Source organism: Paenibacillus sp. NPDC057967 (assembly GCF_042887015.1).
GTDB lineage: Bacteria > Bacillota > Bacilli > Paenibacillales > Paenibacillaceae > Pristimantibacillus.
In genome coordinates this window covers 101,332-117,590 of record NZ_JBHVQB010000005.1, presented here as the reverse complement: position 1 = coordinate 117,590, position 16,259 = coordinate 101,332, and the positions used below count along the sequence as shown (strand labels likewise).

16 protein-coding genes are annotated in these 16,259 nt (G+C 54.4%); 1 reads left to right on the top strand and 15 read right to left on the bottom strand.

Annotation, left to right across the window (positions count from 1 at the left end):
• Positions 1-16: 16 nt before the first annotated feature.
• Both ACFVSO_RS14100 and ACFVSO_RS14095 read right to left on the bottom strand, forming a co-directional pair.
• Entirely contained in the window at positions 17-1,753 is a 1,737-nt protein-coding gene (locus ACFVSO_RS14100; RefSeq protein WP_387475334.1) for a DAK2 domain-containing protein, read from the bottom strand.
• Between the two features lie 57 nt (positions 1,754-1,810).
• Positions 1,811-2,170 carry an Asp23/Gls24 family envelope stress response protein gene (locus tag ACFVSO_RS14095; RefSeq protein ID WP_116043323.1) on the bottom strand — a complete coding sequence of 120 codons (360 nt, stop codon included), beginning with the start codon at positions 2,168-2,170 and terminating at the stop codon, positions 1,811-1,813.
• Between the two features lie 252 nt (positions 2,171-2,422).
• On the opposite strand from ACFVSO_RS14095, the gene rpmB reads away from it, so the two are divergent.
• Positions 2,423-2,611: a 50S ribosomal protein L28 gene (gene rpmB, locus ACFVSO_RS14090; RefSeq protein ID WP_068683988.1), complete on the top strand. Its 189-nt coding sequence runs from the start codon at positions 2,423-2,425 to the stop codon at positions 2,609-2,611.
• A 95-nt stretch (positions 2,612-2,706) separates the two neighbouring features.
• On the opposite strand, the gene spoVM is transcribed toward rpmB, so the two are convergent.
• From spoVM to ACFVSO_RS14025, 13 genes are all read right to left on the bottom strand, one after another.
• The gene (gene spoVM / locus ACFVSO_RS14085) at positions 2,707-2,787 is read right to left on the bottom strand and encodes a stage V sporulation protein SpoVM (RefSeq protein ID WP_010345573.1); all 81 of its coding nucleotides are present in this window, start codon (positions 2,785-2,787) and stop codon (positions 2,707-2,709) included.
• 132 nt (positions 2,788-2,919) lie between these two features.
• The gene (locus ACFVSO_RS14080; RefSeq protein WP_387474514.1) at positions 2,920-3,189 is read right to left on the bottom strand and encodes a hypothetical protein; all 270 of its coding nucleotides are present in this window, start codon (positions 3,187-3,189) and stop codon (positions 2,920-2,922) included.
• On the bottom strand, positions 3,186-3,845 hold the full coding sequence (rpe, locus tag ACFVSO_RS14075) for a ribulose-phosphate 3-epimerase (RefSeq protein ID WP_387474512.1): 660 nt from the start codon (positions 3,843-3,845) through the stop codon (positions 3,186-3,188). The genes ACFVSO_RS14080 and rpe overlap by 4 nt, the downstream gene beginning before the upstream one ends.
• A 5-nt stretch (positions 3,846-3,850) precedes the next feature.
• Positions 3,851-4,795 carry a ribosome small subunit-dependent GTPase A gene (gene rsgA, locus ACFVSO_RS14070; protein WP_387474510.1) on the bottom strand — a complete coding sequence of 315 codons (945 nt, stop codon included), beginning with the start codon at positions 4,793-4,795 and terminating at the stop codon, positions 3,851-3,853.
• On the bottom strand, positions 4,770-6,863 hold the full coding sequence (gene pknB / locus ACFVSO_RS14065) for a Stk1 family PASTA domain-containing Ser/Thr kinase (protein ID WP_387474508.1): 2,094 nt from the start codon (positions 6,861-6,863) through the stop codon (positions 4,770-4,772). Before pknB ends, rsgA begins: the two co-directional genes overlap by 26 nt.
• Positions 6,860-7,630 (bottom strand): Stp1/IreP family PP2C-type Ser/Thr phosphatase, encoded by a 771-nt coding sequence (locus ACFVSO_RS14060; protein WP_387474506.1) that lies wholly within the window; start codon positions 7,628-7,630, stop codon positions 6,860-6,862. The genes pknB and ACFVSO_RS14060 overlap by 4 nt, the downstream gene beginning before the upstream one ends.
• A gap of 7 nt (positions 7,631-7,637) precedes the next feature.
• Positions 7,638-8,684: a dual-specificity RNA methyltransferase RlmN gene (rlmN, locus tag ACFVSO_RS14055; RefSeq protein WP_387474504.1), complete on the bottom strand. Its 1,047-nt coding sequence runs from the start codon at positions 8,682-8,684 to the stop codon at positions 7,638-7,640.
• Positions 8,685-8,798: 114 nt separating this feature from the next.
• Positions 8,799-10,295: a 16S rRNA (cytosine(967)-C(5))-methyltransferase RsmB gene (rsmB, locus tag ACFVSO_RS14050; RefSeq protein WP_387474502.1), complete on the bottom strand. Its 1,497-nt coding sequence runs from the start codon at positions 10,293-10,295 to the stop codon at positions 8,799-8,801.
• The gene (fmt, locus tag ACFVSO_RS14045) at positions 10,292-11,239 is read right to left on the bottom strand and encodes a methionyl-tRNA formyltransferase (protein ID WP_387474500.1); all 948 of its coding nucleotides are present in this window, start codon (positions 11,237-11,239) and stop codon (positions 10,292-10,294) included. The genes rsmB and fmt overlap by 4 nt, the downstream gene beginning before the upstream one ends.
• Positions 11,240-11,242: 3 nt before the next feature.
• Positions 11,243-11,728: a peptide deformylase gene (def, locus tag ACFVSO_RS14040; protein ID WP_387474498.1), complete on the bottom strand. Its 486-nt coding sequence runs from the start codon at positions 11,726-11,728 to the stop codon at positions 11,243-11,245.
• A gap of 36 nt (positions 11,729-11,764) precedes the next feature.
• Positions 11,765-14,251 carry a primosomal protein N' gene (gene priA / locus ACFVSO_RS14035; RefSeq protein ID WP_387474496.1) on the bottom strand — a complete coding sequence of 829 codons (2,487 nt, stop codon included), beginning with the start codon at positions 14,249-14,251 and terminating at the stop codon, positions 11,765-11,767.
• Positions 14,248-15,462: a bifunctional phosphopantothenoylcysteine decarboxylase/phosphopantothenate--cysteine ligase CoaBC gene (coaBC, locus tag ACFVSO_RS14030; RefSeq protein WP_387474494.1), complete on the bottom strand. Its 1,215-nt coding sequence runs from the start codon at positions 15,460-15,462 to the stop codon at positions 14,248-14,250. The genes priA and coaBC overlap by 4 nt, the downstream gene beginning before the upstream one ends.
• A gap of 52 nt (positions 15,463-15,514) precedes the next feature.
• Complete coding sequence (locus ACFVSO_RS14025; RefSeq protein WP_387474492.1) at positions 15,515-16,039, bottom strand: YfiT family bacillithiol transferase; 525 nt, start codon at positions 16,037-16,039, stop codon at positions 15,515-15,517.
• Positions 16,040-16,259: the final 220 nt, after the last annotated feature.

Sequence of the window (16,259 nt, the reverse complement as noted above, 5' to 3'; positions counted from 1 at the left end):
ATCGATGATAGGTCACCTATTCTACAGCGAACAAATAAGGATAAAGCGGCTGTCCGCCATGCTGAACCTCAATTTCAAGCTCCGGGTATTGCTCCTCTGCCCACTCGCATATAGCGGAAGTCAGCTCGTCTGTCGACTCGTCTCCAGTCAACACCGTCAGCAGATCCCCTCCGTCTGCCAGCATGCTGCCCAGCAAACCTTGGCAAGAAGCCAGCAGGTCCATATGGGATACGACAATCGCCTTCTCCTTGATGCCGATATAATCGCCTTCGCGAATCGTTACGCCATCGATGGAAGTATCACGTACCGCCTTCGTCACTTGTCCTGAGATGACGCCTTCCGCCGCACTCTTCATCCATGTGCCGTTGCGCTCCGGCATCTCGTCTTCCTTGAACGCCAATACCGCTGCAAGTCCTTGCGGAATCGTACGTGTGGGAATTACTGTAATATTGCGGTCGCTTAGCTCTGCTGCTTGCTCGGCTGCCAGAATGATGTTGCCGTTATTCGGAAGCAAGAAGATATGCTCGGCCGACAGCGCATCAATTGCCATCAAGAAGTCTTCTGTGCTTGGATTCATCGTCTGTCCACCCGACAACACCGTATCGACATCGCTGCCCAGGAACAGATCGGCAATGCCGTCGCCCATCGCTACTGCGATGATGCCATAAGGCGCTTGCTCGAATACCTGGCCCGGCGAAACTCCCGTAAGCGCTTGTCCCGCCAGCAGCTCTGCGGAGGACAGGTCGGCGCCGCTGACGGAAGCGCCGGTATCGTGCGCCACAATATCGCGATGCTGCTCGCGCATGTTCAGGATGTGGATATCCGTCAGCTCGCCGTACGGCAGAGAGGCGTTAAGCACATCGCCCGGTTTGCGGGAATGGACATGAACCTTGATAATATCATCATCGGTAATAACGAGAATGGAGTCGCCGTCTCGCTCCAATATCTTTTTGTAAGCGGATTCATCAAAAAACATCGCAGTGGAACCAGAACGTGTACGATTAATAAAAAATTCCATATCATATAAAAACTCGATATCTTCCGTAGACAACAGGGCTTGCGCGGTGCTAGGCTCGCCTCTGCGCTCCACTTTCGCTGCGGACGGTACAGCCACCTCTTCCGGCAAGGCTGCCTCGGACGGCAATTGGAACAGCTCCTGGTAGCCGCCGGATTCGCTCTCCGTCAGACTGCGTACGAAGCCTTCATAGATGTATACAAGCCCTTGTCCTCCGGAATCGACAACTCCAACCTGCTTCAGCACCGGCAGTTGATCCGGCGTGCGTTGCAGCGCTTCATGCGCCTTCCGATGGACTTCAACCATCAGATCGGTCACATCTGTTGCCCGTCTAGCATATTGAACGGCATGCTTGGCCGCTTCTCTTGCAACGGTCAGAATCGTCCCTTCAACAGGCTTGACTACAGCCTTGTACGCCATATCGACGCCATGCTGGAACGCTGCAGCAACCTCCACTGCCGACGCTTCGCTAAGCGTCGAAAGCGATTTCGAAAAACCGCGGAACAACTGAGACAAAATAACGCCTGAGTTGCCTCGCGCGCCCATAAGGAGTCCCTTGGACAATGCTTCCGCCGCTTTGCCCACATGCTCAGAAGGCTTGCTGCGAAGCTCTCTGATGCCGGAGCTCATCGTCAAATTCATGTTCGTGCCAGTATCGCCGTCCGGCACAGGGAACACGTTAAGTGCATTTACGCGTTCCGCGTTGTGCTGCAACAGCTCTGCCCCCAGCAACGCCATAGCGGCAAAATCCGATCCGTTAATCGAGCGCTTACCCAATGAAAATTCCCCTTCCTGCTACCTGGATACCCTTACGTCTTGTACAAATATATGGACTTCATCCACCTGCAAGCCAATCACGCTATTGAGCACATAAGTAACTTTGGATTGAATGTTATGCGCCACTTCAGAAATCTTCGTTCCGTAGCTTACAATGATGTGGAGGTCAATATGCAGCTTGTCATGCTCGCGCCGAACCTCTACGCCGCGGGACATGTTCTCCCTGCCTAGCAGCTCTGCAATGCCGTCTTTCAAGCCTTTGCGAGAAGCCATGCCGACAAGTCCATAACAATCCATGGCTGCGGAGCCAGCCAGGACGGCGATGCAATGGTCTGTTACATGAATAGCGCCTAATTCCGTATTCAGTTGTAATGTCATGGCAATACACTCCCTTACAGTATATTATGGACTATGTACCATTGTACTATAAACATGTCCGTTATTGAAGTCTGTACATGAAAAATGACGAACAATCCTTAGAATTGGGTTGAATAGGCGCTATGTTTATGATACGATATTCGAGTGTGTTTAATGATACATGTGTATGTGAAACGAACGTTGGAATCCAATTTCTAAAACTAACGCTAATGCAGCGAAGTTTGCTTCACAAATTTTGAAGGAGGTGTAGTCATGTCCCGCAAATGTTATCTGACTGGCAAATCGCCGCGTCAAGGCAATAACGTATCCCACGCTAACAACAAAACTCGTCGTTCTTGGGGCGTTAACGTGCAAAAGGTTCGCATCCTCGTTGATGGCAAGCCTAAGCGCGTATACGTGAGCGCTCGCGCTCTGAAATCCGGTAAAGTAACTCGCGTATAAGAATGGCTCGCGCCATAGACAAAAGCACCTGAATCTCAGGTGCTTTTATTTTTTTCCTGCCACCCTGGCCTATTCCGTGGGCGTCGGCGTCGGGATCAATTTTTTTGGAACGTGTTCAAAATCGCTTTAACAAACCCGCCCAGAAATTTCGGCAGCTTGATCGTATAAAATTTCATGCCTTCATCCCTCCTCAGACACGCTCATGAAATGGTTCCGTGACACATCCTGCGCTCATGTAACCATCCTATGCGAAGGATCATTGTCCTATTCCATTGCAAGCGCTCTAAGGGAGGGGATTATGAATTGTCCTATTGAAAAAGCTCGGGGTTCTGTTGTTGGAACGTATACACGACAAAGCTGAGAATCGTAATAAAGGTAAAGACCAGTGCAAGCACAATATAGAGAACGCGCATGCCGACCGTCTCGAACCGACGGAAATAACGAATGCCGATATAAAGGGCGAGCAATGAAAACAAAAATTTCACAAAGCCGTCAATCTGCGTGAACAGCGCCATACAAATGCCCGTCAGCAGCGAATAGAACATAACGACCAGACTGGTCTTTACGGTCTCATTCATGCCTGTCCCCCTGGCCTCAGCGCTGCTATGGCAGCCGCACGGTCCACTTCTCCGAATACGGCGTTGCCAGCTACCAGCACATTGGCGCCCGCTTCAACAATTGCTCCAGCCGTCTGGCGGTTGACGCCGCCGTCTACTTGCAGATCAACGCCTTGCAAGCCGCGCTCCTGAAGCATTTCCCGAACTTGACGAAGCTTCACCAGCGAATAAGGAATAAATGATTGTCCGCCGAAGCCCGGGTTTACTGTCATGATCAAAACCAGGTCCAGATCATGGATAATCGGCTCTAGCACAGAGACCGGCGTGGCGGGATTAATCGCGACTCCCGCAGGCAAGCCCTTCTCCTTAATGGCATGAATCGTACGATGAAGATGGACGCACGCCTCTGCGTGAACCGTAATCCGGTCCGCCCCGGCTGCGATATAATCGGCCAGAGACAGCTCCGGACGCTCAATCATCAGATGAACGTCGAAGGGCAAAGTTGTTACCGAACGAACAGCCCCGATGACAGGCGGGCCGAAGGTCAGGTTGGGTACGAAGTGGCCATCCATCACATCCACATGAATCCAGTCGGCACCGGCCTTTTCCACTGCCTGAATCTCCTCGCCCAGTCGCGCAAAATCCGCTGATAGTATAGAAGGAGCGATAATAGTCATAGTTGTCAGTACCTCCGTTTCATCTCTTTCATCTCTGTCTGGAACAGAACGTAATGATCGTATCGGCTTTGCTCGATTTCGCCCGCCTCCAGGGCGGCGAGCACGGCGCAGCCTGGCTCATGGACATGCGTGCAGCCGCGGAACTTGCAATCCGGCGACAACTCTCGCATCTCGATGAAGCAATAGCTTAGATCATCAATGCCAAGCTCACAGAAGTCCAATTGGCTGAAGCCTGGCGTATCTGCGACATAGCCGCCTGCGACGTTGATAAGCTCGACATGTCTTGTCGTATGCTTGCCCCGTCCCAATCGATTGCTGATCTCATTCGTCTCCAGCGTCAGACCGGGCACAAGAGCATTGAGAAGTGAGGACTTGCCGACGCCAGACTGGCCGGCGAATACGGCCAGATGGCCCCTCAGACGTTCCTTCAGCTCCTGAATGCCAGCTCCTTTGCGGGAGCTTGTCCCGTATACCTCGTAGCCGAGCTTGCGATAAATACGGTTGACGGCAGAAGCGGCAGAAGCAGCTTCCTCCGCAAATCCGCCTTCCGTCTCCAAATCCTGCTTGCTTAAGCAGAGGACCGCAGGAATGCCCGCATGTTCAATATGCACAAGAAACTTGTCCAGCAGCTGCAAGTTCAAGACAGGCTCCGTTACCGAAAAAACAAGAATAGCCAGGTCGATATTCACGACCGGAGGACGGATCAGCTCTGAAGAGCGGGGAAGCAGCTCCTCTACTGTTCCTTCCCCATTCTCCGTCAAGCTGAAACGCACTTCATCGCCTACAAGCGGCGTCAGTCCCCGTTTCTTGAATACACCCCGCGCACGGCACTGCACAGTCTGAGAATCAGGGGAATCCCCCTCAGCCCTGACGTAGTAATAGCCGCTAAGCGCCTTGACGATTCTGCCCGAAGCCTGCTCTGTCTTAATGCTCTCCTTCACTTTCGCCATTGAATTGGTCTACCTCCGCATTTGCCGGTTCCTCAGGATTGTTGGTTTCAACTGGAGGCGGCGTTGCGCCAGGGATATTCATGCCCGGCGCTCCTTCCAGCTGATTGTAATTGATATTGACGGTATCCACGAAATGTCCGTCGCGGTATACCGAGACTGTCGCGACCGTATCCGGCGACAGCACCAGCGTTACCGGAATCGTAACCGTTCCGTTAATGGAACGCGTCTCGCCCTTCACATCACCTCGTGCGTCCGAATAATCGATTCGGATTTCGCTCGGCTTATCCAGGCTTGCTGGCGAGATGGTGACATTGTAGGAGCCCTGCTTGGCATCCGCTGGAAAGCCGGTGCTAACGGTCAACTTTATTTCAGAACCCTTCGGTATTTTGTCAGACGGATCGGCGTTATTGACCTTAATAATATGATCCTTTGCGTGAATGAAGCTCGGGAGATATAAGATATCTTCTTCCTTAAGCTCAAGCTCCATCGACTTCAGCCATTGCCGCGCTGCCGACAGCTTGTAATCGGTCAGATCAATCATCTCGACCGTCTCGCGGCCGATGCTGACTGTGAACGAAATCTCCGCCTTTTCCGGATCGAATTGTTCTCCATTAGCCGGCGTCTGCTCCAGAATCGTATCAGCAGCTTCCTCGCTGTTCTGTTCCTTGATTCGGATGCGGTCATCCGTGACGCCTAGTGCATTTAATTCCTCTTTGGCGATCTTGATGGACTGGCCGACGTAATTTCTTAACGTCGACATCTCCGGACCATCGCTGACGGTCAATGCGATTGATGTTCCCGACTTAACCTTCATATTCCTCTTGCTTTGTTCCATAACCTGGTCCTTCGGCACATCCCGGCTAGGCTCCCTTGTCACTGGGTCTTCCACGCGCAGGCCCTTTTCCTGAAGCTTGACTCTGGCATCCTCCAGCATATCGCCGACCACGTAAGGCACATCGACTTCTTCCGTCTCGAATTTGTCAAGCACCCACATAAAGCCAATGATAATAAGCGCCAGCAGAGCCAAGGTGACGCCGACGACAATCAGCGGCTTTTTCCACCCTTTTCCTTTGCGCACGCCTTCTTCCTGCCAATTCGCACTCGTGTCTGTTGCGCTTGGCTTCGGTTCTTTGCGATCGTTATACGAATGATTAGTCACAGACAGCTCGCCTCCTCGGATAGCCGGCATGACGCGCGTCTCCTCCATGTCGCTGAAATGCGAGAACGTAGCCTTCGGCTCGTTCAGACGATCCGGCCGCAGACAAGTATCCAGATCAAGCAGCATTTCATGAGCGGAGTCGTACCGCTCGCTCGGATTTTTACGCATCGCCTTGAGAATCACGTTCTCCACACTTTGCGGAATATGAGGATTAACTTCACGCGGGTCCTCGAACGTCTCTTGCAGATGTTTCAGCGCTACGCTGATCGGGCTTTCGCCCAGGAACGGCAGCTTGCCCGTCAGCATCTGGTACAAGACGATGCCAAGCGAATACAAGTCAGACTTCTCTCCCGTATTAATGCCTTTCGCATGCTCCGGCGAGAAATAGTGAACGGACCCGAGGACAGAGCCTGTCTGCGTAATGGTCGTCGAGGTGACCGCGCGGGCAATGCCGAAGTCGGTTACCTTCACCCGCCCGTTGTTGCCAATAAGTATGTTATGAGGCTTAATATCACGATGTATAATATGATTCTGATGCGCATGATCCAGCGCATCGCAGATTTGGACGGCGACTCTGACAGCCTCTTCAGCCTGAAGGGGCGCGCGCTCCTGAATGATTTCGTTCAGGTTGCTGCCTTCCACGTATTCCATCACAATGTAGTGCGTATCTTCCTCTTGCCCGACATCATAGATACTAACGACATTGGGATGGGACAGGGCTGCTGCAGACTGCGCCTCCCTGCGGAATCGGCGAATGAACTCTTCGTCATTCACGAATTGCTGGCGCAGCACCTTGACGGCGACATTCCGGTTAAGCAGGACGTCATGGGCCTTATATACAAGCGCCATTCCGCCGCCGCCGATTCTTGATAATATCTCATAACGGCCGCCTAAATCATGTCCGATCATAGTGAGCCCTCCTCCCGCTTAGCACCGGCAGCTTCCTGCAGGAGCACGACTGTCACATTGTCGTCCCCACCTGCTTCGAGCGCCAGCCCTATGAGATGATCCGCTTTGCCTTCGAGCCCTTTATCCTCGCCGGCAACAACAGCATGCATCTCTTGTTCGCTAACCATATTGGTCAATCCGTCGCTGCACAGCAGCAGCACGTTCTCCGGAGACCATGCCAGCGATTGGACTTCGATCTCCACCTGGGGATCGGTCCCGATGGCCCGGGTCAGCACATTGCGACGCGGGTGATTGGCGGCTTCTTCATCCGTAAGCTGGCCGGACTTCACCAGCTCATTGACCAACGAATGATCCATCGTAAGCAACTGAATCGCATCCTTGGTCACCTTGTAGGCTCTGCTGTCGCCGACATGCCCAATAATGGCGCTATTGGCATGAAGCAATGCGGCTACAATGGTCGTGCCCATATTATGATATTGTTCATTGCTGGCCGCCATGGCGTAGATCGTCTCGTTCGCCTCGCTTATCGCCTGACGGATCAACATCTTCCCTTCCTGCTCGGTTAAGTCAGGCTTCGCGGCATGCTGCTCCAGCACGCTGCGAAAGGCGCCCACCGCCATTTCGCTGGCGACATCGCCGGCCTGATGGCCGCCCATGCCGTCAGCAACGATAGCCAGCGTTACGCCATTATCCAGTTGACCCACCCAAGACTGGTCTTCGTTGACATGCCTGACTCGTCCGACATTACTGCGGTTTGCCGTTAACAATGGTTCATCACCTCGTCGTGGACTCCATATGTTTCGCTCTCAATTGGCCGCAAGCGGCAGCGATATCATGGCCTTGCTCCCTGCGAATCGTCACGTTGATCTTGTTGCGCTCAAGTATGCGCTGGAATTCGAAGATATCCTCGCGCGGTGTTCGAACGTAATTACGCTCCGGCACATGGTTAACTGGAATCAGGTTGACATGGCATAGCATGTCCTTCAGCACATCCGCCAGCTCCTGCGCATGCTCGGCTTGATCATTGACTCCGCCGATCAGCGCGTACTCGAACGTGATTCTTCTGCCCGTCTTGGCAATATAGTAGTGGCAAGCCTCGATAACATCTTCAAACGGGAATCTTCTGTTGACCGGCATCAGCTTGGAGCGCAGCTTGTCATTCGGCGCATGGATCGACAGCGCCAGGTTGATCTGCGTATTCTCATCGGCGAACTTGTACATGCTTGGCACGATGCCGCTCGTCGATACCGTAATATGGCGCTGGCCGATGTTCAGCCCCTTCTCGTGAATCATGTTCCGAAGGAATGTCATCGTAGCGTCGTAATTCTCGAACGGCTCGCCTGAGCCCATGATGACGATGCTCGATACCCGCTCGCCGCTCGCATCCAGCATCTGCTGGGCAGTCACGACTTGAGCGACAATCTCGCCAGCGGTCAGATTGCGCTTCAGCCCGCCCAGCGTGGAGGCGCAGAACGTGCAGCCGATCCGGCAGCCGACCTGTGTCGTTACACAGACGCTGTTGCCGTAATTGTGGCGCATAATAACCGTCTCGATGGCATGATTGTCATGCAAGCCGAACAGGAATTTAACCGTTCCGTCTCTGGATTCAAATTTTGTAATTTCCGTAAGCGTGACGAATTGGAACTGCTCGTCTAGCTTCTCGCGAAGCGGCTTCGGCAGATTGGTCATCTCCTCGAAGCTCTTCACGCGCTTGACGTAGATCCAGTCGAACAGCTGGTCCCCGCGGAAAGCAGGCTCGCCATTCTCCTTCATCCAATCTCTCAATCCGTCCAGCGTATAATCATAAATAATCGGTTTCATCTCATCACACCTGTATTTTATTGTAGAACGGCCTCAACTATGACTACTCCAGCTTCACGAGGGCCGTTGTCGATTTATTTTACCACAAACGCCCAACCTCAGCCAGAAGCCGCGTCAGTGTGCCTTAACCATGCGCGCAATATAGAACCCATCGCTGCCAAAATGCTGCGGAAGCAGCTGCAATTGACCGTCAAACTCATCACCAATCACGCCTGCAGCCCGCAGATTGGACAGAATGGCATCCGGCCAGTCCGCATCCAGCCTGAATTCGGGATGCTCCCTCAGGAAAACTTCAATCTGGCTCTCGTTCTCCTCTTTCTCCATCGTGCATGTGCTGTAAACCAGCGTGCCGCCAGGACGAACCAATCCGCTCACGCGATGCAGAAGCTGGCGCTGCAGCCCAGCAATCTCCGAGATATCGCCTTCCGTCTTCGTCCACTTAATCTCTGGCTTTCTGCGGATAACGCCAAAGCCGGAGCAAGGCGCATCCAACAAGACAGCGTCCATCGACTCCGGAGCGAATCGCTCGGAAAGCGCCATCGCATCGCCGACGACCGCTTCCACGTTGCGCAGCTTCAGCCGCTCGGTCTGCGAAGTGATCAGCTCCCGCTTATGCGCATGAAGATCGTTGGCCCATACCTTGCCTTTGCCATCCATTAGCTCAGCCATATGCGAGCTCTTGCCGCCAGGCGCAGCGCAGCAGTCCAGCACCTTCATTCCCGCCTTGGGGGCGACAACCTCTGCGACGAGCATGGAGCTTTCATCCTGCAAGGACCATAAGCCTTGCCGGAAATCCTCCGTATCGGCCAGGTTGCCCCCGCCGGATACCACGATCCCTGAAGGCGCAATGGCGGAAGGCTCCGCATGTACCCCGCTGTCCTGAAGCTGCTTCAGCCGTTCTTCCTGATTGCCCATTAAAGGATTCACCCGAATGCTGGCATGGGGCTGCTCATTGCCCGCTGCGCATATTGCCTCGGCTGTCTCGGCTCCGTATGCTGCCACCCATCTCGCCACAAGCCACTCCGGGTAGGAATGTCTAAGCGCAATTGTAGCGACCGGCGTCTTCTCCTGAATCGCAGACAACACCAGATCCGCACGGCTCCGGTCCATGCTGCGAAGTACGCCGTTCACCATACCGGATATCCCTGTATGCCCTCTTCGTTTGGCGATAGCCACCGCTTCGTTCACGGCTGCATGCGTCGGAATTCGATCCAGGAACAATAGCTGGTAGGCACTCATCCTCAGCAGTTGATGCACCCACTTGTCCAGCTTGTGAAGACCCTTGGACACGAATTTGGACAACCAATGATCCAGTGTAGCTTGCCGGCTGATCGTGCCGTACATCAGCTCCGTCGCAAGGCCCGCATCTTGCCTGGACAAGCCGGAATCCTGCAGCGACCGGTTCAACTGAATGTTGCTGTAAGCGCCGGATTCTGCGACCTTCACCAAGATGTTGAGCGCTAGCTCTCTAGGCGTTACGGCTTTGCGCTTCGGCGCGTCTGTCTTCGGCTGGTTTCCATTCTGCCCATTGCGGGGGCGTCTGCCATGTGACGTTCTGCTTGGAGCGTGGCCGCCTTTGCCTGCCGGACGCCCGTTATCGCCGCCGCTCATTGCGCTTCTCCTTCACCGAATCTGGTGCCCGGTTCCATCCGCGCTCCCTTGATCCACTCTGATACAGCCATTACGCGCTTGCCTGCCGGCTGAATCTCCTTCAGCAGCAGCCTGCCTTCGCCAGTCTGCACTACGATGCCTTCCGCGTCGGCAGATACGATTTCGCCCGGCTCCGCATTCCCGCTTCGTCCCTGCAAGGCCTCGCATGCGCGAACCTTAAACACCTCGCCGTTCAAGTAGGTAAAGGCTCCCGCCATCGGCGACAAGCCTCTGACCTGGTTGAACAACGCTCTTGCCGGCTTGCTCCAATCAAGCCGCTCGTCCTCGCGGCTCAAGTTCGGCGCATATGTAGCTTCTTCCTCCGCCTGCGGCACAGCCTTGGCCGTACCGTCTATAATGGACGGCAGCGTCTCGCCCAGCAGCTTGGCGCCAGCAGCGCTCAGCTTCTCGAATAGGGTCCCCGACGTATCTTCATCCAGAATCGGCAGCGCGACTCTGCTGATCATATCGCCCGTATCCAGTCCCTCCGCCATATACATGATCGTTACGCCCGTCTCAGGCTCCCCGTTTATAATCGAGCGCTGAATCGGCGCTCCTCCGCGATACTTCGGCAGCAGCGAGCCATGCACGTTGATACAGCCGAGACGCGGCAGCTCCAGTACAGCTTTCGGCAGAATCTGTCCGTATGCGGCCGTCACGATCAAATCCGGCTTATATTCCGCTAATTGGGCAACAGCCTCTGGATTTCTCATCCGTTCAGGCTGCAATACGGGTATACCAAACGATAACGCCGCTTCCTTGACAGGGGGCGGCGTCAACGTTTTTTTGCGGCCCTTCGGCCGATCCGGTTGCGTTACGACAGCGACCACTTCATAGCCGCCTGAAACGAGCAGTTGTAAGGAAGGGACGGCGAAGTCCGGCGTCCCCATAAATACGATACGCATCAATTACTCGCCGCCTTTTCTCGGGATCTCCGAAATATCATAGACGCTCTCGGCCAAATCCGTGAACAAGATGCCGTTCAAGTGGTCGATCTCATGCTGGAACGCGCGCGCGAAGTATCCGCTCGCATTCACGGTGAGCTTCTCGCCGCTGCTGTTCTGCCCTTCAACTACGATACGATCCGCCCGGCGCACCTCGCCGTTCAGATTCGGAATGCTCAGGCAGCCTTCCGGACCAAGCTGCTCGCCTTCTTGCTCCACGATCACCGGGTTAACCATCTCCACCAGCCCGTTCTCATCTCCTACATCCACGACAATAACACGCTTGGAGATACCGATCTGCGGCGCCGCAAGGCCGACGCCTTGGGCGTCGTACATTGTCTCCGCCATATCCTTCAGCAGCTTCTTCAGATTGTCATTGAACTTCGTAACCTCCTTGGCTACTTCGCGCAATACCGGATCCGGTTCCTTTACGATCAAACGAATACTCATGTTGTTCCCTTCCTTTACTCATTATCTATCGATTTTTTATAAAATGACCTGGGGATCAACGTCGACGCTGAACATCACGTTTTTCTGCGGCGCCCCTTCCGTGAACGGCTGGAGAGCGCGGCGGACGAGCGCGGATGCGTCGATGCTACCACGATATTTTATCACACATTGAAAGCGGTAGCGATCTTTCATTCTCGCAATTGGAGAAGCTACGGGACCGAGCACTTCAAGCGCCCTCGGGAGCCCGCTTCCAAGCGGTGCAAGCAAGCCCTCATGCTCGGCCAGCTCCTTCAGCTCGGCCGCAAACCGGCTGCTTACCGATACCAGCAGCGGAAGCTGCTCATGCGACATCGTCACCAGCACCAGCCGGCAATACGGCGGATATCCCATCACTGAGCGGTGCCGCAGTTCCTCGCTGATGAAGGCCACATAATCATGCTGCTGTGCTGTCGTAATCGCATAATGCTCAGGCGTGTAGGTTTGAATGACCACTTCGCCCTCCAGCTCATGCCTGCCCGCCCTTCCGGCGACCTGTGTCAACAGCTGGAATGTCTTCTCTGCCGCGCGAAAATCGGGAAGATGTAGCGACGTATCCGCCGCAATAACGCCTACTAACGTAACATATGGGAAATCGAGCCCTTTAGCTACCATTTGCGTGCCTAGCAGCACATCAGCTTGCCGTTCTCCGAACCGCTTCAGCAATTTCTCATGCGCATGCTTCTCTGTCGTCGTATCGACGTCCATGCGGATGACCCGAATGCCGGGGAACAGCTTGGCCAGCTCCTCTTCCACCCGCTGTGTGCCTGTGCCGAAGTAACGAATATGCTCGCTGCTGCAAGCCGGACATTCCGCAGGCGCTTGCTCCGCATGACCGCAGTAGTGGCAGCGCAACACTCTAGTTTTCTGATGATAAGTAAGCGAGATATCACAATGAGGACAAGATGCCGTATGCCCGCAAGAACGACACATGACGAAGGTCGAATAACCTCTGCGGTTAAGCAGCAGCACCGCCTGCTCGCCGCGCTCCAACCTATCCTGAAGCTTGGCATGCAGCTTGCGGCTGAACATGGAGCGATTCCCGCCCCTTAGCTCCTCACGCATGTCAACGATCTCAACCTCCGGCATCGGACGTCCTCCGACCCGCTCCGGCATTGGCAAGAGCGCCGAAGCCGCTCCGCTTGACTGAGAGATAGGGCGTTTCGCTGCCGCATAAGACTCCATAGATGGCGTAGCCGAGCCTAGAATGACAGTCGCGCCATGGTGCTTTGCTCTTCTTACAGCCACATCACGCGCATGGTATTTGGGGCTTTCCTCCTGCTTATAGGATGACTCATGTTCTTCATCAATAATAATGAGGCCGATACGGTCGAACGGGGCAAAAATCGCCGACCTTGCGCCGATGGCCACTTCTGCCCGCTTGCTTCGGATTTTGCGCCACTCGTCGAACCGCTCGCCGCTAGACAAGCGGCTATGCAATACGGCGACGGCATCGCCGAAGCGTCCCTTGAAACGCTCCACCATCTGGGGTGTGAGCGAGATTTCCGGCACCAGCACGATCGCTTGCCGTCCCTGCTCCAGACAATATTGAATCGATTGCAGGTAGACCTCTGTCTTGCCGCTTCCCGTTACGCCGTGCAGCAGCATCGTCCGGCCCTCGCCTTCATTCAGCGAACCTATGATGCGGTCAAACACGGCTTGCTGCCCATCCATAAGCGGCAGCGGCTTCGTGCGGTTGAAGTTCCGGTCGGCGTAAGGATCGCGGCCGCTCTCCACCTCGCGAAGCTCAACCAGTTCTTTTTCGACCAGCGCCTTTATGCTTGCCGCCGAAGCACCCGACGCCTGAACCATGTCCTGCAGCGGCATCGCCACGCCATGAACATACATGAAGGTCAGCGCCTCGCGCTGCTTGGCCGCGCGTGCGGGAACGAGCTCTAGCGCCTGCTCCAAGCCGAGTCTTGATTCCGGCAAGGAAACCGTCAGCACTTTTTTGACCGACAGCCTGTCCTTTATAGAAGATTGCTGGAGCAGCGTTCCGTCGCTGAGCGCTTGCTTCACGGAAATCGTATGCTCCGGGAAACGGGCAAGAAGAGCATCCAGCTTCACAAGGCCGTCGCTCTTTCCCATCCACTCTACAAGCTCGTCAGGCAGCCTGCCGACGTCCGCTGGATCAGCCAAGCCGATTTTCTTCTCTTCCTTACCCTTCAATGCCGCCGGTATCATCGCTTGCAGCGCTTGTGTCCATGAGCAGCAATACTTGTCGCTCATCCACCTGGACAGCTCAATCATATCCGGCAGCAGGGGCGGAACGGCGTCCAGCAGCTCCGCTACCGGCTTCAAGCGAGACCTGTCTACCGAAGCAGATTCCGCTATGTCTATGACGAAGCCTTGCAGCACACGTCCGCCGAAGGGAACGCCTACCCGGCTGCCCACTTCGATCCATGGCTGCATCTCCATAGGCACCTCATAATCAAACGGCCGATCCGTCTGGCGGCTCGGCACGTCAACAATCACTTTGGCAATCATAACCGGCTTCCACCGCCTGCAGCTATCCGTTCGATGATCAGTTCCATCAGCCTGACCGCAGTCGCCCGCTTCGACATAAGCGGCAAAGACTCGATCAGCCCCTCCGGCCCATACACTTCCACTGCATTCGTATCACCATTGAAGCCGACACCTTCCCGGCTGACATCGTTCGCAATAATCAAATCACAATGCTTTCTGCGCAGCTTATCCATGGCGTATTGTGCCAGATGCTCGGTCTCCGCAGCAAAACCAACCAGAAACTGATGCGTTTTTTGCTCGCCGATCGTCGCCAGAATATCCGTTGTGCGCTCTAGCTCAAGCACCAGCCGCTCACCGACTTTCTTCAGCTTCTGCTCATGAACCAAGACGGGCCTGTAATCCGCGACAGCCGCTGCTTTCACCACGATATCCGCCTCTTGGAATTGTACCGTAACAGCATCCAGCATATCTGCCGCAGATTCCGTCCGCACTACCTTGACGCCCTGCGGCGGCGGCTCTGTCGTACGTCCGGCGATTAGCGTTACGTCGGCGCCCATCAATCGGGCGGCTTCCGCAATCGCGAAGCCCATCTTGCCCGAGGAGTCGTTCGTCAAGTAACGAACGGGGTCCAGACGCTCCATCGTGCCGCCTGCCGTCACGACTACTTTTTTCCCTTTCAGCTTTTGGTTCTGCGAGAACCAAGCGCCAACGGCCGTCACGATATCTTCCGGCTCGGCCAATCTCCCCTTTGCGACATATCCGCAAGCCAACTGGCCTGTTCCAGGCTCCACGAACATGACCCCGCGCGCAGCCAGCCGCTCCATGTTATCCACGACTGCAGGATGCTCATACATATGCACATTCATAGCCGGTGCAACCAGGATCGGACAAGTCGCCGCAAGCAGCGTCGTGCTCAGCATATCGTCCGCATGCCCATTAGCAAGCTTAGCCATGAAATTCGCAGTGGCAGGCGCAATCACGATCAGATCCGCATGGTCGGCCAAATGAATATGCGTAACCACCTCCGGATTGCGCTCATCGAATGTATCGATATGAACCGGATTGCGTGACAGTGTTTGCAGCGTCAGCGGCGTAATAAATTCAGTAGCGGACTTCGTCATGATGACATGCACGATCGCTCCAGCCTGAACCAGCTTGCTGCATAACGCGGCGCCTTTATAGGCTGCGATGCCTCCGGTGATGCCTAATATAATTCGTTTTCCTGCTATCATGCTGCCAACTCCTATTCATCAAACATCCGCCTTCTGCAAGGCGGATAGTTGGTTACCATTCCATTCGTTCTCTCAAGCTCATAACATGAGCGACATGATGCCTGCCGTGCCAAGCCATATAAGCGAGTAAGAAGGATAATTTCATTTGGCTTCCCTTCTCGGGATGATAAAATTCCTTCTCAAAATCAGCTCGTTCCAACGATCGAAGCAGCAGCGAGGTTCTCGTATGCACTCCGTCAATAATAAGCAAGCTTGAATCCGGTGCTGTACTCAGGGAATCCGCCGTGTTCACCCATTTTTCCTCGTTGAACGGCTTAATCGTCGGGTTGGATTCAGTCAATGCAAGCTTGAATCGGGAGAACATGTTCATGCTGGCATCCGCAAGATGATGCACGATTTGCCTGACCGTCCAGCCTCCCGTCCGATAATAAGTATCGAGCTGCACATCGTTCAGTCCTTCGATTGCCGCCCTCAGCTCGCCAGGCAGCTTCTCTACTTCGCTGATCCACTTCTCCATTTGTACGGGTGACATACCCTCGAACAAAAACCTGCCATTGGGATAACGCAATTGCTCCATGATAAACTCCTCCTTAACGTTTTGTGATACAAAACTGACTTCGCAAGTCCAAACTTAAAGTACTGTGAGTCACAACGGACTTCATAAGCTTAGGACCAAACGTTTTGTGATACAAAACTGGCATCATCATCTGCAGCTTCTGTTTATGTGTAAGATAGCGGATGCACTTGTATGGGGCAAGATGGGTAGCGTTGCATAGTGCGATTATTGCGATTGGCGG